This window comes from Streptomyces sp. NPDC002785, from assembly GCF_040295565.1.
Taxonomy (GTDB): Bacteria; Actinomycetota; Actinomycetes; order Streptomycetales; family Streptomycetaceae; genus Streptomyces.
The window spans coordinates 1-17952 of record NZ_JBEOVN010000031.1; the positions used below are offsets into that span (position 1 = coordinate 1).

Consider the following 17952-nt stretch of genomic DNA (forward strand, 5'->3'; position numbering starts at 1 on the left):
GGTGGCGAGCGAGCGTCCGTAGCAGAAGGCACAGGTGCCGACCGCGGACTCACAGGTCAGGACCGAACGGGTCTTGACCTCCTCGACACAACCGGCACGAAACGGGGATGTCCCCAGCGGGAGTGAACAGATGGATCACAGCGGCCACGGCATGCACATGGATCTGCCGCCGTTCACGCTGGGACGCGGGCTCCAATTCTCCGCGGACCCGTTCTTTCTCGTCAGCTGCGTGCTCGCCATCGGCCTGTACGGGTACGCCGTGCTGCGGCTGCGCAGACGCGGGGACAGCTGGCCGGTCGGCCGGATCGTCTTCTTTGTCGTCGGCGTGCTGTCCATCGCCCTGGTGATGTGCACCAAGCTGAACGACTACGGCATGGTCATGTTTAGCGTGCACATGGTGCAGCACATGGTGATCAGCATGCTGTCGCCGATCCTCCTGCTGCTGGGCGCTCCGGTGACTCTGGCGTTGCGTGCGCTCCCGGTCGCGGGCCGTGACCGAACCGGTCCGCGCGAGCTGCTGCTCATGTTGCTGCACAGCCGGTACATGAGGGTCATCACGCATCCGGTCTTCACGATTCCGATGTTCATCGCCAGCCTCTACGCGCTGTACTTCACGCCGCTCTTCGACTTCCTGATGGGTTCGAAGACCGGACACATCGCGATGATGGTGCACTTCCTGGCGGTCGGCCTGGTGTTCTTCTGGCCGATCATGGGCGTCGACCCCGGGCCGCACCGGCCCGGCTATGTGATGCGGATGCTGGAGCTGTTCGCGGGGATGCCGTTCCACGCGTTCTTCGGTATCGCGCTGATGATGGCCACGACGCCGATGGTGGAGACGTACAAGCATCCGTCGGCCTCGCTCGGCATCGACGCACTGAGCGACCAGAGCGCGGCGGGCGGTATCGCCTGGGCATTCAGCGAGATCCCGTCGGTGCTGGTACTGATCGCGCTGGTCTTCCAGTGGTACCGCTCCGAGCAGCGGACGGCGAAGCGCTCGGACCGGGCGGCCGACCGGGACGGGGACCAGGAGCTGCGGGCGTACAACGCTTATCTCGCCTCGTTGCAGGCGCGCGGGCAGTAGCGGTGGGCACGCCTCCGGGGTGACGATGGCATCCACGGCCGCGTGGCCGATGAGGAGGGTGCGGGCATGTCCGGATCCACGAAGACCATGGGAGTGATCACCGTCGCGGCCCTGGTGGCGGTCACCGCCTACACGGTGGCGCTGGGGAGCAGCGGCTGGCTCTGGTTCGGATGGGTGGTGCTCGGCCTGATCACCCTGGGGGTGGCTGCGACACGCGAGTCCTGAGCCGGGTGGGTCGCCCGGCTCAGGCCGACCGGGCTCAGAAGCGGAAGACCGGTCCGGTGACCGCGTTCATCACGCAGGTATTGGGGAACGTCCGCTGCCAGATGACGGGGCGCCCGTCCCATGTGCCTGCAGCCGTGGCCGTCACCGGGTCGTACCGCCCCATGCACAGGTGCGGGTCGCCGGGCAGGTTGTCCGGATCGCCTTCCGCCTCGTCGATCGCCGCGCAGGCGGCGGCCGCATGGGGGTGGTGGGCGTCCGGGGCGGGCGGGCAGAACAGTGCGACACCACGGATCCAGGTGTTCTCGCTGCCCGAGACGGTGAGGAGGAGCCTGCGGTCCGGCACCGGGTCCTTGGACCCGGCGGCCGCGGCAGGCACCGCGCCGGTGAGAGTGAGCAGGGCAGCGGCGGCGAGAGCGGCGCGCAGGCGCATCGGAGAACTCCTGTGGCTCGGGGGATCCGGGACATTCCGGGAACGGGCCGGGTACGTGCCGCGCATCCTTGACGTCCCGCGTTCAGGAACCCGGCAAGGTGATCTTTTGAGTCCGCACCGGGCAAGGAGCCGCGCCGCGGGTCCCACCCTTCGGAGGCAGTCGGCGGGTCCGGCTGGAGTACCGGCCGGCAGGTGCCCTGCATCCGGGGGCTTCGACCGGCGGGTCACCCCGAGCGCCTGCCCGCTCCCCGGTTGCGGAGCCCCTGACGCCCGGGCCACAGTGCCGCCGGAGCGGTGGCCGGATCCGAGGAGCTCTTGTGAGGGGGAACCGTGCAAGGACAGCCGCTGCCGCGATCGCGGTGGGACTGTTCGTCGCCGCGGCCGCGCGGTGCCGGAAGAGCGCCGGATCCTGGCCGGGTTCGGTTTCGGCCTTGGACCTGTCGTCGACAGGCCGGTCACGACCAGGGCGATGCCGACCCTCCCGCCCGGCATCGCCCGTCTTCCGCATCTCCGGTGCCGCCTGCCCCACTGTTCATTTGTATGAAACTCGTCCCTTCGTCGGACGAAATCCCGTGCGGTAACGAGGTGGGATCGGCGCGTGATTTCACGTCCGCCCATGTGGTAATCACAGGCTGAATATCACAGGGGAATCACACGCCACAAGACCATGCGCCGGTGGTTGCAATGCCTTCAGAGACGGCCAGTTGGGGTGACATCGGCCATTTCCCGAGGTGACGGAGGACGAGCCGGCAACACTCTTGACACCCCTCAGGGGGGCTCATAGTCTCCACGCCACAGAATTAACGTTAGATTTCACATCGGGAAAAACGGTGCGACGGAAGGACGTGCTCGTGTCCGGTCCCTCGGCAGCGGATGTGCCCGCCCCCCGTCCCGCCGAAGGAACAGCGGCAGGCCGCCCCGAAGAGCGGACGCTGCGGCTGTACGGTCTGCGATGCGAGCACCGCACCACCCCGCTGGGGATCGACGAACCCGCGCCCCGGCTCTCCTGGCGGCTGGCGTCCGACGTCCGTGGCGACGACCCCGTGGCCTACCGGGTCCGGGTCGCCGAACGCCCGGAGGACCTGGACGGTGGAGGTCAACTCCTCTGGGACACGGGCCGGGTGGCGGATCCCGATGCGATTGCCGTCGTATACGCGGGACCCGCGCTCATGGGCCGTACGCGCTATCACTGGCGGGTCTGCGTCTGGGCGGCCGGGACGGCGGTGCCCGCCGGGACGACGTCCTGGTTCGAGACGGCCTTCACCGACGCCGCGTCGTGGCGGGCGTCGTGGATCACCCACGACCCGCAACCGGTCGACGTCATGGACGCGCCCACCGAGGGCGAGTTCGCTCTCGACGACCACGGGCTCGCCCCGTGCCCCGTCCTGCGACGCACCTTCACCGGCTCGGCCGGCACACCTGCCCGGCTCCACGTCAGCGCGCGCGGCCTGTACGAGGTCCGGCTCAACGGCGTACGGGTCGGCGACGCCGAACTCGCCCCCGGCTGGACCGATTTCCACCGCCGCGTCCAGTACCAGACGTACGACGTGACCGAGTTGCTGCATGACGGTGAGAACGTTCTCGCCGCGACCGTCGCCGACGGCTGGTGGAGCGGATTCGTCGGCTTCGAACCGCGCAGGGCCGGGGCGCACTACGGCTCGTTCCCACAGTTCCTGGCCGAACTTCACCTCACTGGTCCGGACGGCCGCAGCACTGCGATCGTCACCGACGAGACGTGGCGCACCAGCACGGAAGTCATCCGTCACGCGGATCTGCTGATGGGCGAGTGCCATGACCTGCGGCACGCGGCCGACGGCTGGGAACTGCCCGGCTTCGACGACTCCGGCTGGTCCCCGGCCCTGATCACGGACGCCGACCACCACCTGCTCGTGGCGTCCGTCGACGAGCCCGTGCGGGCGATGACCGAGCTGCGCCCGTGCTCGGTCAGGCGTATCTCCCCGGATACCCACATCGTCGACTTCGGCCAGAATCTCGCCGGACGTGTGCGGCTACGGATCGGTGAACTCGCCTGCGGGGCACGGGTGGTGATCCGCCACGCCGAGGTGCTGGACGAGTCGCACCAGCTGTACACGGCCAATCTGCGGACCGCCGCAGCGACCGATGTACTCGTCGGGGACGGGCGCCAGGACATCGTGTTCGAACCGCGATTCACCTATCACGGGTTCCGTTACGCCGAGATCAGTGGAGTCCCGGAGCTGACCGAGTCCGATGTCGTTGCTGTCGTGCTGCACAGCGACACCCCGTGGGCCGGGGCGTTCGACTGCTCGGACGCCGAGCTCCGTCGGCTCCACGACTGTGTCGCGTGGGGGCAGCGCTCAAACTTCGTCAGTGTGCCCACGGACTGTCCACAGCGTGACGAACGGCTGGGCTGGCTGGCCGACGCACAGGTATTCCTGCCGACCGCCGCGCTCAACGCGGACGTCGCCGCGTTCTTCACCAAGTGGCTGCGTGACATCGATGACGCCCGCACCCCCGAAGGCGGCTTCACCAATGTCGCCCCGCGGCTCGTGGGGGTCTGTGACGAAGGAGCGCCCGGCTGGGGCGACGCGGGTGTGATCATTCCGTGGCACCTCTACCGCACCTACGACGACCCGCGGTTCCTCGCCCGGGCATGGGAAGGCATGTGCGCCTGGGTCGACCTGATCCATCGTCACAACACAGGTCTGGTCTGGCGCAGACGGGTGGGTCCGCACTTCTCCGACTGGCTCGCCCCCGGCACCCCCACCCCGCGCGACGTCATCGCCACGGCGTACTTCGCGCACAGTGCCCGCCTCACCGCGAGGGCTGCAGAAGTCCTGGGCCACAAGGACGCCGGGGACCGCTACCACCGGCTGGCCGACGACATCCGTCGCACGTTCGCCGAGCGCTTCGTCACCTTCGAGCACACCGCTGCCGGGCCTCCTTCCGTACGAATCGCAGGTGACACCCAGACCGGCTATCTCGTCGCACTCGGCTTCGAGTTGCTGCCCACGGACCTTGTCGGCGCCGCCGCACACCGTCTCGCCGAACTCGTCGAGTCGGCCGGACCCGCCCTGCGGACCGGCTTCCTGGGAGTCGCGCTCGCCGCGCCCGTCCTCGACGCCCACGGTCGGGCCGACCTCGCCCATGCGCTCCTGCACCGTGACGAAGTGCCGTCGTGGCGGTTTCCGCTGCGGCACGGCGCCACCACAATCTGGGAACGCTGGGACGGCTGGACCCCCGATGCGGGGTTCCGCGCACCGTCGATGAACTCCTTCAACCACTACGCGCTCGGCTCGATCGGTGAATGGCTCTACCGCGGTGTCGCCGGCCTCGATCAGGCGCCGGACTCCACCGGATACCGGCATCTGCGGATAAGACCCCGCCCCGGCACCCTGCGCCGTGCGAGCGCCCGCCACGAATCGGTCCGCGGCACCGTCGAGGTGACCTGGGAGAGGCACGGTGGCCGGCTCGCCCTGCGCGTACTCGTACCGCCCGGCGCCGCCGCCGATGTGTACGTGCCCACCACGGATCCCCTCTCGATCCGCGAATCGGGCGTGGCCCCGAGGGCCGAAGACCGCCACATCACGCTGCTCGCGACCGCCTCCGACCACGTTCTCTACCGCGTGTCCTCCGGCGCCTACCGCTTCACGGCGACGCATCCACAGGCGGACGGCCGCGCCGGGATGCCTTCGGCGGACCGGGCCGGGTCATCGCTCGTCCCGAGCCGACGCACATCAGGAACGGCGGCGAAACCATCGTCCGCCCGTTCGCACGAGGAGGGCACACCATGACGACGGGTTCTCACAGCCGGCCGGGCCGGAGCACGGTCGGCCGCCGGGGATTTCTCCGTATCGGCGGTGGGGTCGCGGCGCTCGCCGCACTTCCCCCCGCACTGACGGCCTGCTCCGATTCGAGCGGCGGCTCCGGCAAGCTGCGCATCGTCGGCGTCGCCGACCAGCAGAAGCCGATCGAGGAGCTCGTCGCGCTGTACCGCAAGTCCCACACCGACGAGTTCTCCACGTCTTTCGCCCCCACGGACCAGGTACAGACGGTGGTGCGTACCCAGCTCTCCGGAGGCAACGCCCCCGATGTGCATGTGCTCTATCCCGGCAGCGGCAGCGCCATGTCCATGGTCGAGCTGGCCAAGGCCGGGCTGCTCGCCGACCTCAGCGAGCAGGCATGGACCAAGGAAGTCCCGGCGAGCTTCCACCCCGCGTACCGGCACAAGGACAAGACATATCTGTATTCGGCGGGAAGCAGTGTCATCGGCGCCATCCACAACAAGAAGGTCTTCGCCGAGGCCGGAGTGGAGCCGCCCAGGACCTGGAGTCAACTCCTGGATGTGTGCGCCAAGTTGAAGGCCAAGGGAGTGATCCCGATCGCGCTCGGGGCGCAGACTCCCTGGGTCACCCAACTGATCACCTACGCGCTGGTCCCCAATGCCGTCTACGCGAAGAACCCGGACTTCGACGCCGAGATGGCCGCCGGGCGGGCGCATTTCCGTGGCTCCGGGTGGGCCGACGCGATGGGCAAGTACCAGGAGTTGCAGCGCCGGGGGTTCTTCAACGACAACCCCAACGGAACGACGTACGAGCAGCAGACGTCGATGGTCGCAAGTGGTAAGGCGGCGATGGCCGTCCAGGTCTCCGCCGTGCTCGCCAACTTCCGGCAGGCCTCCCGGTCACCGGACGACCTCGGCATGTTCCCGTTTCCCGGTGGTGAGGACGCCGCGAACCTGTGGATCCCGGCGGGCATCGTCGTCGGCCTCGGCGTCTGCGCACGGTCCAAGAAGGCGGCAGGGGCGAAGGCGTTCATCGAATTCCTCGGGAAGCAGGAGAACGTCAACCGCTGGGCGCAGTCCGTCGCGGCGATCCCGTTCAAGCGCGATGCTTCCACCAGGATCGACCCCGCCCTCAATGATTTCCTGCCCGTCATCGACGACAACCGGGCCGTTCCCTTCATGGACCAGAGCTGGCCCAACGCCGAGGTCCAGCCCGCCCATTTCGCCTCCGTGCAGAACCTGCTCGCAGGAAAGACGGACGTCGACGGCGCCCTGGGGCAGATGGACAAGGCCTACGGGAAGAAATCGTGACGACCACGTCCGAGAAGGCCGCCTCCGGCACCAGCATCAGAGCCAAAGGCGGATCGCGGACCGGTTCCGGCCGCCCGGCCCGGCACCGCGATCACACCGTCCCGCCGTGGATCTTCGTGGTTCCGGCGCTCGTCGTCTACGGCGTCGTCGTCCTGTACCCGAGCCTCGCCGGTGTGATGTATGCCTTCACCGACTGGTCCGGCATCGGCGGTTTCTCCTTCACCGGCCTGGACAACTTCCGTGCTCTGCTCGACGACAGCCGGGCCCTGGAGTCCGTCGGCAACACATTGCTGCTCACCATCGCCGTGGTCGTCGTCCAGAACGGCGTCGGCCTGCTGCTCGCTCTGGGCGTCCACGCCGAGATCAAGTCCCGCACGCTGCTGCGGCTGATCTTCTTCGCGCCCGCCGTCGTCAGCCCCGTCATGGTCGCGATCCTGTGGAAGTACGTCTACAACCCCGACAACGGCGCCGGTCTCAACGGTGTCCTCGGCGCGGTCGGACTCGGGGGCTTGCGTCAGGACTGGCTCGGCGATCCCACGCTCGCCCTGTGGTCCGTCGCGGCGATGGTCGTATGGCAGTACGCCGGATACTCGATGGTCGTCTTCCTCGCAGGCCTCCAGGGCGTACCCGCCGAACTCCACGAGGCCGCGAGAATCGACGGCGCCGGCTCCTGGCAGCGCTTCCGCCATGTCACCTGGCCGCTTCTGGCCCCGGCCCTGACGATCAACCTCATGCTGTCGACCATCGGCGGTCTCAAACTCTTCGACCAGGTCTACGCCGCCACCAACGGCGGCCCCGGCACCTCCAGCGAGACCCTGTCGACCGTGCTGTACAAGGAAGCATTCGTCTACGGGAAGTTCGGCTACAGCACCGCTGTCGCCCTCGTCCTCGCGCTGTTCGTCGCCGCGGTCTCCCTGGTCCAGCTCCGCTATCTGCGCGCGAGGGAGGTCACCGCGTGAGCACCGACACGCCCCGCGGACCGGCGAAACGGAAACCCGAACGCAGAGGCCGCGCACCGCGGTTCGGGCGGTACACCCTCGAACTGGTCATGATCGTGGTCGCCGTCGTGTTCCTGTTCCCGGTGTACGCCCTGATCACGCTGGCGATGAAGGACCCCCGGCAGATCTCCGAATCGCCCCTCTCGCTGCCGTCCCCGCCCACGTTCGCCAACTTCGGCAACGCCTGGTCCTCCGCGTCGCTGGGGCCCGCCCTGCTCAACAGCACGATCATCACCGCTGTGAGTCTGCTGCTCCTCGTCGTCCTGGGTTCCACGGGGGCCTACTACCTCGCGCGCCGAGCCCGCGGTGTCGGTTACGGGCTGTACATCCTCTTCCTGCTGGGCATCGTGCTGCCGTTCCAGCTCGGCATGATCCCGCTCTACAAACTCGTCGACGACCTGGGCTGGCTCGGCACGTACCAGGGCATGGTGTTCTTCTACACGGGCATCCAACTGCCGTTCACCGTCTTCCTCTACACCGGATTCATCCGGGCCCTGCCGCAGGACTACGCACAGGCCGCGCTCATCGACGGCTGCGACCACCGGCAGGCCTTCACCCGGATCGTCTTCCCCCTGCTGCGCCCCATCACCGGCACCGTGATCATCCTGAACGCCGTTTTCATCTGGAACGACTTCTTCACGCCGCTGCTGTACCTGGGCGGTTCCGACAAGGAGACCGTGCCCGTCGGTGTGTTCGCGTTCGTCGGCCAGTACGTCTCCGACTACGGACTCGTCTTCGCCGGACTCGTGCTGGCCGCCCTGCCGATCCTGGTGGTGTTCGTGGTCCTCCAGCGCTATGTGATCAAGGGCTTCGCGGGCGGCCTCAAGGGCTGAGGGGCCTCTCATGACACACCCGGTGCACCCACCGCTTCCCCCGAGCATCGCGGCGGTCCTCGCCGAACCTCCGCGCGCCTTCTCCCCCACCGCCATCTGGTGGTGGAGCGGGGAACGACTCGACCGCACACGGCTGCGGGCGCAGCTGGAACGGTTCACGCAGGGCGGTGTGCACAACCTCGTTCTCCTCAACCTGGCGCCGTCGGGCCCCCTGTTCGGCTCCGACGCCGACGACCCGCCCTTTCTGTCCGACGCGTGGTGGTCTCTGCTCGACGGAGTGTGTGACGACGCCCGCGAGCTCGGGGTCAGCCTGTGGTTCTACGATCAGCTCGGCTTCTCCGGCGCCGACCTCCAGGCACGCCTCGTCGACGAACAGCCCGGCCACGCGGGCCGTCGGCTCAACCGCGTGCGTGCCGTCGTCGACTCCGCGACGATACGGACCGCAGAGCTGCGGTGTCCTGCGGACGGCCGGCCGCTGGCGGGCCGCGCCGAACCGGTGGACGACAGCGGTCGGACCGTCGGCCCGGCGGTCCCGGTCCCGGTGGACGACGGCGTCGTACGGGCGCCGGGCCCCGGACGCTGGCGCCTGACGCTCCATCATCACGTTCCGCTCGGCTTCGACTACCTCGGTACTCAGGCATGCGCGACTCTGCTGGACCGGGTGCACGGCGAGTTCGAGCGCCGGCTCGGCGACCGGCTCGGGACTGTTGTCGTCGGCTCGTTCCAGGACGAGCTGCCGTCCCTGCCCACCTGGTCCACCGGTTTCGCCGACGCTTTTCTGCGCCTTCGCGGCTACGACATCACCGCGCGGCTCGACGCCCTGTACGACGACAGCACGGATCCGGACACCCACCAAATCCGGCGCGACTATCAGGTGACCCGCGCCGAGCTGGCCGAGGAGGCGTTCTTCCGGCCGCTGGCCGCCTGGCACGACCGCCACGGACTGCTCGTCGGCTGCGACCAGCAGGACCTCGCCCGCGCCGGACATCCCGTCGCCGGCGTGGAGTTGTACGCCGACTACGCCCGCACCCACCGCTGGTTCTCGGCCCCCGGCTCGGACCACCACGGGGATGCCCGTATCCACTCCTCGCTCGCCCATCTCCACGGCCGCCCCCGCACCTGGATCGAGGCCTTCCACTCCACCGGCTGGGGCGGCACGCTGGAGGAGACGTTCGACTGGCTGCTGCCGTGGCTCCGGGCCGGCGCGACCCTCTACAATCCGCATGCCGTCTACTACACGACCAAGGGCGGCTGGTGGGAGTGGGCACCACCCGCGACCGACTGGCGTCAGCCGTACTGGCGCCACCACCGCGTCTTCGCCGACGCCGTGACCCGGCTGTGCGCGGTCCTGAGCCTCGGTCACCATCTGTGCGACATCGCGATCCTGCTGCCCACCACCACGGCCCAGGCCGGTACCGCCATGGACGGGGTCACGGATGCGGCGGCGCGGGCCCAGTCGACCTATCTCCAACTCGTCGGTGACATGGCCTGGTTCCGTACCCGTCCGGGCATCATGGACCGTCTCGGCCTCGACGCCGACGTGATTGATGACTCGTCCCTGGCGCGCGCCCGGGTTGCGCCGTTCGACAGCGGCGTACGGCTGAGGGTCGCGGACGAGGCGTACACCACGATCGTGCTGCCCGCGTGCACGGTCCTCGAACAGGTGACGGCGAACCGGCTCATCGAATTCGCCTCGTCCGGTGGAAAGTTGATCGCGGTCCACGCCCTGCCCGAGCATGTCGTCGGCCCTGGTGCGGCCACCGTGCTTGCCGAGCTGCGCGCGTGTTTCGCGGACGGCCGGGCTGCCTTCGTCCCCAGCACGGACGATCGGGCCGGCTCGCTCGCCGGGGCGCTTGCGGGGACGCACCCGCCCGTGCGGGCTCCGGTCCCCGCACTCGCGCGTCGTGTGGACGGCGCCACGGTGGTGTTCCTGACCGCGGCCGCCCCTCGGGCAACCCGGGCGGCCGTCGCGGCCCCCGACGAGCGGGGCGCCGCGCTGGGCTGGCTGGACGCCCGATACGACTTCGCCCCGGACCGCTACGTGCGCGGTGCACGGGTGCGGGTGCGGGACGTGGCGGGCCCGGCGCTTGTGCTGGACCCGTTCGGCGGCGCTCCCCGGACGCTTCCGGTGCGGCCCGTCGATGGTGACGTCCGGGCCGTCGAGGTCGATGTCCCCTTCGATACGGGCCCCGCAGCGGTGCTGGTCTTTCCGGCCCGGGCGGGAAAGGCGGCCATGACCGCAGCGCCCGAACCACCCGGCCCGCCGGGCACCGCACCGGGCACCACGATCGAGATCCCGTCGGAAGCGGACTGGGACATGACGCTCGTGCCGACCCTCGACAACACCTGGGGCGACTTCGCCCGACCCGCGACCGGCCCGCCCACCGGCCCGGCCGTCACCGAGTGCCGGACCTTCCGCCACCGGGTGGAAGCGGCCGGGGAGGACGGCGTACGCGACGGATGGGCCATGCCGGACCGCGCCCATGAGCCGGTCGGGGACACGGTCCACGCGACGTACGGCCCGCACGCGGTCGTGCTCCGCGACGGCCCCGGCCACGACGTCCCGACGGCCCTCGAATGGTCCGGCACCCTGGGCGTGCACAAGGACCCGATCCACCGTGCCGTTCTGGGGCCGAAGGGCCATGTGCCGGAGGAGTTCGTGCACATCGGCCCCATGTCCGCCGGAGAGGTGGCGCGGCTGCGCATGGAACTGCTCCTGGACGAGGCCTTCGACGGACACCTGGCGATCGGGGCCGCGGCGGCGAAGAGGGCCCGGCTCGACGGGGCCCCCGTCGCCCTGGACGACGGAGGCCACCTTGCGATGGGCCCGGTCGCAGTGGCAGTGGGCCGCCGTCTGCTCGAACTGGAGCTGACACCTGATCAGGACGGTGATCTGCGTGCGCATGTAGCGCTCGTACGTGATCCGGAACGCTACCGGCGACCGGAGTGGATTCACGCTTCCGGGACGATGGGCACGACACTGCGCCTTCCGGCCCTCCCCGTCCGGGGCGTCGTCCAAGTGGCCGCGCGCGCGCCCTGCGTACTGCGTGTCAATGGACAAGTGGTGGGCAGACAGGGCGGATTCGAACCGTATGCCGCTCATGCGGTCCCGCGCGTGCGACGGCATGACGTGGCGGCGGTCCTGCGCGTCGGTGACAACGACATCACGGTGGAGACGTCCGGGGGCCGCGACCGCGCGGTCCTGGTGGATGCGGTTTTCGACGACGGGGACGGCGCCCGTGTCGCGACGCTGCACAGCGACGCCCGGTGGTGGGCCGAGAGCGCGGCAGGGCGCGTGCCGGTCATGGTTCGCCGCGAGCCGGTGGGTGACCCCGCCGCGCTGTGTCTGCGCCGCCGTCCCCACCCGCTGCCGGGCGCCGCCTGGCTGAACCCGGACGCGGACGACGGGACGGTGGTGCCGGTGCGGTTCGCGGTCCCGGGGCGCCGGGGAGCGGTGGAGTGGCTGTGGTACGAACTGCCGCCCGGCGCAACCCGGTTGACTGCTCGTGTGCACGGCGAGGCGACTGTCTTCGTGGACGGCTCCGAGTGCACCGCGCCCGTCACCGCGGTCGACGCGGGGGGCGTGCGGACCGTGACGGCCGACCTGTCGGCCGGTGGCCCGTCCGGGCCCCGAACCGCGGCCCTGCGCATCCGGACGCGCCCCGGGTACGAGGGTGGTGCCGCGCTGGCCGGTCCGGTGCGCTGCGAGGTCGGGCCAGGACGGATTCGCCTCGGTGACTGGGAGAGCCACGGCCTCGCCGAGTACAGCGGCGGTGTGCGGTACCGCCGCGTGGTGACCGTGCCCGCCGAGGTCGCCGCGGGGTATGCGTCGCTCGACCTCGGACGGGTCCGGGGGACGGCAGAGGTGGAGGTCGGCGGCGCCGCCGCGGGGGTGCGGGTGTGTTCCCCGTACGTGTTCGATCTGACGGGTCTGGTCGGGCCCGGCGCCAATACCCTCGACATCACCGTGTTCGGGACGCTGGCACCGCACCTGGACGCGACGAGCCCCACCCACTTCGTGTTCCCGGGGCAGCGCGTCAGCGGTTTGCTGGGGCCCGTACGGCTACGGGTCGGCGGTTTCGCCGGTGATCGGCAGCAGCTCTGACACGTTCCTGCCCACGCCGTTCCGTCGTCGCCCCGACCGCCCCGGGATCGTCCGCTCCTTCACGTCGTCCGGTCGCCCCGTAGCGGCCATCTGCCACGGCCCCTGGGCCTTGGTCGAGGCGGGTTCGTCGAAGGCGGGAGGCTCACCTCTTCCTCGCGCGGCAACGCCGTGGCGACCACCGACCGGAATCAGGGCGTGGCTACCGCCGGCCCTGCGTGTGGCGCGGCGGTCCTGACCGCCACCAGGGCAACGTCATCCGTTCCCTCGCTCACGAGAGCGTCGAGCAGCTCGTCACAGAACGTTTCCAGCGGCTCACGGGCGAGAGCCGCCGCGTGCTGCCGAAGGCGGGCCATGCCTCGTTCCAGTCCTTCCTCACGCCGCTCGACCAGGCCGTCGGTGTACAGAAGCACGGTTGAGCGAGGAGGAAGGGTTTCTTTGGCATCGGGCCGGTATTCGTCAGGGTCCATTCCGAGCAGCATGCTTCGGCCCCCCATGAGAAATCTGGTCTCGCCCTCATACGTCACCAGGAGTGGTGCGGGGTGGCCCGCAACCGCGTAGCACAGCTGCCAGGGTTTATCGGGGCTGAGCTTTTCGACCAGCGCATAGATGCAGGTCAAGGTCTGGTTCGGGTAGAGAATGTGAGTCGCGGCGGCGAGCCGCGCCAAGATCTTGCCAGGTGGCTCCTTGCGATCGCAGGCGATGCCTCGCAGCATGTTGCGCATCTGACTCATGGTGACCGCGGCGCGCAGGTCGTGTCCCGCGACATCTCCGATGATCAGCGCCATGGCGCCGTCATTCAGAACGAATGCGTCGTACCAGTCACCGCCGACCCGAGCGGTGGCGACCGCCGGCTGGTACCGGGCGGCCAGCTCCAACGGGCCTTCCGTGGGAAGATCGGGCAGCAGCGAACGTTGCAGCCGCTCCGCGGTGTGCTCCGCCTCGGAATGCAGGCGTGCGTTGTCGACGGCCATGGCCGCTCGGTGCGCCAGTTCCTCGACGAGCGGAAGGCTGTCGGCGTCGAGGGCGGCGTCGCGCTCGGTGCGGACCAGGGTGAGCACGCCGAGAACCTGTCGGCGCGCTCGCAACGGAGCGACCACAGCGGTGTCGGCCGCTGTCCTTTCGAAGAATTCGAGCTCGCGCGCGTGCAGCGGATCGGCCGCCTCGTGGAGGGGACGCATACCGGGGACCAGCGCCGGGCCCGCTGCCAGAAGGGCGCGGGCGCAGGACGCGGCCGATCCTTCGGCCGACGGGAGCATCCCTTCATACACCCCGGGGGAGATCTTTTCGGCGTCCCGGGGTTCGACCACCAGCCTGTGCAGCCGCCCCTGTTCGTCCAGAAGGTCCACCGCGCACAGGTCCGCGAGACCGGGGACAAGCGTGCGGCAGAGCCTGCGCAGGGCCTTTTCCACGTCGAGGGTGCTGGCCAGGGCCTCGGACGCGTTGATCAGTAGTGTCAGCCGGTCCAGCGCGTGCTGTACCTCACGGTCGACCTCGTAGCGGCTGGTCCCTTCTCCGCCCTGCTCCGGGCCGTCGGCCCGTGCGGCCTTGCCGTCGTACTCGCTCTGTTCAGGGGGCATGCGGACTCCTCGCGCCGATTGCGCGTACGTCTTTGACCACGGACAGCCCCTCCTTCCGCATTGTGGACCACAAGGACGGCGCGGGCATGGCGACAGCGGGTGTGCAATGCGGCAATGCACTTGGCCGTTCGGTGGACGGGCGCCGGTTCGGGCCCGCCGGTCCGCGCTCGCCTTCAGCCCCCGGACCGCTCGATCGAGGTCCGTGACTGTGCAGTCCGGCCGCGCCCGCCCCATGACGGGCGTGAGCCGCAGCCGACCGCGCCCGGCGAACGCACCAAGCCGATGACCTGCATCCCGTACACGCCGCCCAGCCGGACATGGTGCTGGTCCTGCCGTCCGGCTTCCCGCCCGGGCGAACCCTGCGGGAGACGGATCGCCCTGCACCCCGAACAGATGCGTTCCGGACGCCGCATGCCCGGACGCCGCACGCCCTGTCGGCACGCGGGCCCGCTTGCGTCGGCTTGACAGCCCTCCTTCACCAAGACCATGATTCCATTAATTGACTAATGGAATTGAGGCGAAGTGCATGGCAGACGCATTCACTCCGGGCGGCGCTTGTGGCGCATGGGCGCTGGAGGCCCACGGCCTGGGTAAGCGCTACCGTCGCGGCTGGGCGCTGCGCGACTGCTCGTTCCGGCTGCCGGCCGGGCGGATCTGCGGTCTTGTCGGCCCCAACGGGGCGGGGAAGAGCACCTTGTTGGGACTCGCGACCCGGCAGGTGCAGCCGGCAGAGGGGGAACTCCACGTCTTCGGCTTGCCGGTGGACGATCCCTCGGTCATGCCGAGATTCGCCTTCCTCGGTCAGGACAAGCCGCTGTTCAAACGGTTCACCGTGGCGGAGACGCTCCGACTGGGCAGCGAACTCAACCCCGGCTGGGACATGGCCGCGGCGGAGCGGATCGTGCGGTCGGGCCAGGTGCCGATGCACGCCCGTATCGGCACTCTCTCCGGTGGTCAGCGCACCCGTGTCGCGTTCGCGCTCGCCTTCGGCAAGCGGCCCGACCTGCTGCTGCTCGACGAGCCGATGTCCGACCTCGATCCGCTGGCCCGCCACGACATGAGCGCCCTCCTGATGTCGGAGGCCGTGGAGCGCGGCACCACGGTGGTGATGTCCACGCACATGCTGTCCGAGCTGGAGGACATGTGCGACTACCTGCTGGTCCTCGCCGAAGGCAGGATCCGCATGGCGGGCGACGCGGACGCCTTCGTCCCGGCCCACGCGCTGGTGACGGGGCTCGCCGCGGAGGGGAACCCGGCCGACTTGCTGGCTCCCCACACGGTGATCGAAGCCCGCGTCCAGGGCAGGCAGTTCCACGCACTGGTGCGGCCGAACGGTCCGCTGTCGGGTGACTGGGTGGTCGCCGAACCCAGCCTGGAGGAAGTGCTGCTGGCGCATCTCCGCTCGCCGGACGCACCCCCGTTGTTCACACCCGGTGCCCGTATCGAGGCCGAAGGGATCCACACCTCATGAGCGCTCCCCTGACCAAGGCGCCCCGAACCGTACAGGCGCCCGGGCCCCGCCTGCTGCGCGGGCTGAACTGGCTCGTCGTACGTCAGCACCGGGCCGCGCTGCTCACCGTGCTCGCCGTGACGGTCCTCGGCTCGATCTGGATCGCGTACCAGCGCAGCCGGATGAGCCAGATGCTCGAAGCCGCGGGCTGGCCGGAGAAGGAGCCGGCAACACTCCACTCGACAGGGCTGAGTCTCACCCTCACCGCCCTGAGCGGGCTGCCCGTGATCCTCGCCGTCTTCCTCGGCGCCCCGCTGATCGCCGGCGATCAGGAGCACGGCACCGCGCAGCTGGTCACCGCCCAGTCCGTGTCCCGCCGTCGCTGGCTGGCGACAAAGCTCCTCTGGTGCTACGCGACCGTGGTCGCATCCGGCGCGGTGCTCTCGGCGTTCTTCACCTGGTGGTGGAAGCCCTACCGGTCGGTGTTCCCCAGCCTGTGGCCGGAGGGGCCAATCTTCGACAACACCGGTCCGGTGCTCCCGGCGCTCTGCCTGTTCCTGACCGCCGCCGGCATCACCATCGGCACGCTGCTGCGCCGTGTCCTCGCGTCCATGCTGGTCACGTTCGTCTTCGCCGCGATCGCCGAGGTCGTCTGGGGCGAGATGCGCGTACATCTCGCGCCGTCACGCATGTTCACCTACCCGCTGGGCGGCGACATGCCCGCACGGCTGAACGAGTCGCACGAGCTTGACCGCTGGATCGGCTCCGCCGACGGCCATCTCTACGGCTGGGGGCTCTGCGCCAAGACCACCGAAGCGGCCTCGGACGCCTGCGTCAAGGAGCACGGCATCGTCAACAACGTCATCGAGTACTTGGGTTACGACCAGATGCCGTCCATGCAGTGGACCGGGGCAGGCATCCTGCTCGCGGCCACCGCCGTGCTCACCGCGTTCACACTGTGGCGGGTCTCCCGGAGCCCCCTTTAGGACATACCGCCGCAGGTACGTATCGTTTCGGCAGTTCCAAGGGAGGTGAAGACGGTGGTCGTATTCCGAATCGACAGACGCAGCGGAGTGGCAACATATCTCCAGATCGTGCGACAGGTTGAACAGGCGCTGCGGATGGGCGCCCTGGAGGAGGGCGACCGGCTGCCCACGGCCGCGCAGGTCGCGGCGGAGACCAAGGTCAACCCGAACACGACCCTCAAGGCGTACCGCGAGCTGGAGCGCGCGGGCCTGGCCGAGGTCCGGCAGGGAGCAGGCACCTTCATCACCCGGTCCCTCGCCCAGGCCCAGAAGGGCCCCGACTCCCCGTTGCGCGCCTCGCTCGCCCAGTGGCTGGACCAGGCACGGTCTCAGGGTCTCAGCGGCCAGGAGGTCACCGCCCTCTTCAGGTCGGCCTACGCGGCGGTGTATCCGTCCGAGACGGACGGCTGAGGGGCGGTTTCGTACTCCTCGGACGAGGAGTACGAAACCGCGTTCAACCCTGTGCCGGATAGTCGCCCGTGGCGCGGTCGGTCCGCTCGCGCAGCAGGTCCGCGTGGCCGTTGTGGCGGGCGTACTCCTGGATCATCACCAGGTACACCCAGCGAAGGCTGACGAGACGACCACGGGTCTTCGACATGAACGTCTCGTCGAGGCCACGCCCCGCCACGGCGGCCTCGCACGCCTCGACCTCGGCGCGGAACGCGGCGAAGTCGCGTTCCGCGTACCCGGCGTCGACGCCGTCGATGCCTTCGTCCCCGTCGTCGGGACCGGTGAAGACGTCACCGATCGGCTCACCCGCGAAACTCCGCCGGAACCACCAGCGTTCGATCTCCGCCATGTGCCGTACCAGGCCGAGGAGAGTGAGGTTCGACGGTTCGACGGCGGTGTGCGCCAACTGCACCGGGGCGAGTCCGGCGCACTTGGTGAGCAGCGTCTCCCGATGCCATCGGAGCCAGCCTTCCAGCATGACTCGCTCGTCCGCGGTGCTCGGGACGTTCAGCTGGTCACCGTCGGCTGTCGTACGTTCGATGCGGGGTGCCGTCCATGTCATGGCAGTCATCCTCACACCGGTCGCGACGCGGCTGGGGGCATACGGGAGGACCGTGCTCCCCGAGAAGCTCACCGCGTTTGGCCGGTTCATCACCGGCACGGTCGCCCCACACACGGCCGCAACGGGGCAGTCGTCATGAAGT

The 17952-nt window shown here is 69.5% G+C and carries 14 protein-coding genes and 1 pseudogene; 12 read left to right on the top strand and 3 right to left on the bottom strand.

The genetic code is table 11. The annotated features are described in order from the left end of the window. Positions 1-130 precede the first annotated feature (130 nt). Together ABTZ94_RS10915 and ABTZ94_RS10920 are read left to right on the top strand one after the other, a co-directional pair. Complete coding sequence (locus ABTZ94_RS10915; RefSeq protein ID WP_351199674.1) at positions 131-1081, top strand: cytochrome c oxidase assembly protein; 951 nt, start codon at positions 131-133, stop codon at positions 1079-1081. A 66-nt stretch (positions 1082-1147) separates the two neighbouring features. Further along, entirely contained in the window at positions 1148-1306 is a 159-nt protein-coding gene (locus tag ABTZ94_RS10920; protein ID WP_351199676.1) for a hypothetical protein, read from the top strand. A gap of 34 nt (positions 1307-1340) precedes the next feature. Here the strand turns inward: ABTZ94_RS10920 and ABTZ94_RS10925 are convergent, their stop codons facing one another. Then, positions 1341-1736: an SSI family serine proteinase inhibitor gene (locus ABTZ94_RS10925; RefSeq protein ID WP_351199678.1), complete on the bottom strand. Its 396-nt coding sequence runs from the start codon at positions 1734-1736 to the stop codon at positions 1341-1343. Between the two features lie 851 nt (positions 1737-2587). Between ABTZ94_RS10925 and ABTZ94_RS10930 the strand changes: the two genes are divergently transcribed. The 6 genes and pseudogenes from ABTZ94_RS10930 to ABTZ94_RS10955 all read left to right on the top strand — a co-directional run. Further along, positions 2588-5509 carry an alpha-L-rhamnosidase gene (locus ABTZ94_RS10930; RefSeq protein ID WP_351199680.1) on the top strand — a complete coding sequence of 974 codons (2922 nt, stop codon included), beginning with the start codon at positions 2588-2590 and terminating at the stop codon, positions 5507-5509. Next, entirely contained in the window at positions 5506-6810 is a 1305-nt protein-coding gene (locus tag ABTZ94_RS10935; protein ID WP_351199682.1) for an extracellular solute-binding protein, read from the top strand. Before ABTZ94_RS10930 ends, ABTZ94_RS10935 begins: the two co-directional genes overlap by 4 nt. Continuing rightward, on the top strand, positions 6807-7769 hold the full coding sequence (locus ABTZ94_RS10940) for a carbohydrate ABC transporter permease (RefSeq protein WP_351199684.1): 963 nt from the start codon (positions 6807-6809) through the stop codon (positions 7767-7769). Before ABTZ94_RS10935 ends, ABTZ94_RS10940 begins: the two co-directional genes overlap by 4 nt. Then, entirely contained in the window at positions 7766-8641 is an 876-nt protein-coding gene (locus ABTZ94_RS10945; protein WP_351199686.1) for a carbohydrate ABC transporter permease, read from the top strand. The genes ABTZ94_RS10940 and ABTZ94_RS10945 overlap by 4 nt, the downstream gene beginning before the upstream one ends. Positions 8642-8651: 10 nt before the next feature. Continuing rightward, the gene (locus ABTZ94_RS10950; RefSeq protein WP_351199688.1) at positions 8652-12746 is read left to right on the top strand and encodes a hypothetical protein; all 4095 of its coding nucleotides are present in this window, start codon (positions 8652-8654) and stop codon (positions 12744-12746) included. A 46-nt stretch (positions 12747-12792) separates the two neighbouring features. Then, a pseudogene (locus tag ABTZ94_RS10955) lies at positions 12793-12941 on the top strand (DJ-1/PfpI family protein); the annotation flags it as partial. Here the strand turns inward: ABTZ94_RS10955 and ABTZ94_RS10960 are convergent. Next, positions 12935-14323 (bottom strand): PP2C family protein-serine/threonine phosphatase, encoded by a 1389-nt coding sequence (locus tag ABTZ94_RS10960; RefSeq protein ID WP_351199690.1) that lies wholly within the window; start codon positions 14321-14323, stop codon positions 12935-12937. The pseudogene ABTZ94_RS10955 and the gene ABTZ94_RS10960 sit on opposite strands and share 7 nt — an antisense overlap. 526 nt (positions 14324-14849) lie before the next feature. Between ABTZ94_RS10960 and ABTZ94_RS10965 the strand changes: the two genes are divergently transcribed. From ABTZ94_RS10965 to ABTZ94_RS10975, 3 genes are read left to right on the top strand one after another with little or no spacing between them, the layout of a single operon-like run. Further along, positions 14850-15794 (top strand): ABC transporter ATP-binding protein, encoded by a 945-nt coding sequence (locus ABTZ94_RS10965; RefSeq protein ID WP_351199692.1) that lies wholly within the window; start codon positions 14850-14852, stop codon positions 15792-15794. Continuing rightward, positions 15791-16759: an ABC-2 membrane transporter-related protein gene (locus ABTZ94_RS10970; RefSeq protein WP_351199694.1), complete on the top strand. Its 969-nt coding sequence runs from the start codon at positions 15791-15793 to the stop codon at positions 16757-16759. The genes ABTZ94_RS10965 and ABTZ94_RS10970 overlap by 4 nt, the downstream gene beginning before the upstream one ends. A 45-nt stretch (positions 16760-16804) precedes the next feature. Further along, positions 16805-17209: a GntR family transcriptional regulator gene (locus ABTZ94_RS10975; RefSeq protein WP_351199696.1), complete on the top strand. Its 405-nt coding sequence runs from the start codon at positions 16805-16807 to the stop codon at positions 17207-17209. 43 nt (positions 17210-17252) lie between these two features. Here ABTZ94_RS10975 and ABTZ94_RS10980 read toward each other — a convergent pair whose 3' ends face one another. After that, a complete protein-coding gene (locus ABTZ94_RS10980) occupies positions 17253-17810 on the bottom strand; it encodes a DinB family protein (protein ID WP_351199698.1) in 558 nt (185 codons plus the stop codon). On the opposite strand from ABTZ94_RS10980, the gene ABTZ94_RS10985 reads away from it, so the two are divergent. Further along, the gene (locus ABTZ94_RS10985; RefSeq protein ID WP_351199700.1) at positions 17809-17949 is read left to right on the top strand and encodes a hypothetical protein; all 141 of its coding nucleotides are present in this window, start codon (positions 17809-17811) and stop codon (positions 17947-17949) included. The two genes, ABTZ94_RS10980 and ABTZ94_RS10985, sit on opposite strands and share 2 nt — an antisense overlap. Positions 17950-17952: the final 3 nt, after the last annotated feature.

What these genes read in the sequence shown, in the direction of transcription:
- ABTZ94_RS10935 (WP_351199682.1), top strand. Translation starts at nt 5,506, where the DNA reads ATGACGACGGGTTCTCACAGCCGGCCGGGCCGGAGCACGGTCGGCCGC.
- ABTZ94_RS10965 (WP_351199692.1), top strand. Translation starts at nt 14,850, where the DNA reads ATGGCAGACGCATTCACTCCGGGCGGCGCTTGTGGCGCATGGGCGCTG.
- ABTZ94_RS10960 (WP_351199690.1), bottom strand. Translation starts at nt 14,323, where the DNA reads ATGCCCCCTGAACAGAGCGAGTACGACGGCAAGGCCGCACGGGCCGAC.
- ABTZ94_RS10915 (WP_351199674.1), top strand. Translation starts at nt 131, where the DNA reads ATGGATCACAGCGGCCACGGCATGCACATGGATCTGCCGCCGTTCACG.
- ABTZ94_RS10950 (WP_351199688.1), top strand. Translation starts at nt 8,652, where the DNA reads ATGACACACCCGGTGCACCCACCGCTTCCCCCGAGCATCGCGGCGGTC.
- ABTZ94_RS10980 (WP_351199698.1), bottom strand. Translation starts at nt 17,810, where the DNA reads ATGACATGGACGGCACCCCGCATCGAACGTACGACAGCCGACGGTGAC.
- ABTZ94_RS10985 (WP_351199700.1), top strand. Translation starts at nt 17,809, where the DNA reads ATGGCAGTCATCCTCACACCGGTCGCGACGCGGCTGGGGGCATACGGG.
- ABTZ94_RS10920 (WP_351199676.1), top strand. Translation starts at nt 1,148, where the DNA reads ATGTCCGGATCCACGAAGACCATGGGAGTGATCACCGTCGCGGCCCTG.
- ABTZ94_RS10925 (WP_351199678.1), bottom strand. Translation starts at nt 1,736, where the DNA reads ATGCGCCTGCGCGCCGCTCTCGCCGCCGCTGCCCTGCTCACTCTCACC.
- ABTZ94_RS10970 (WP_351199694.1), top strand. Translation starts at nt 15,791, where the DNA reads ATGAGCGCTCCCCTGACCAAGGCGCCCCGAACCGTACAGGCGCCCGGG.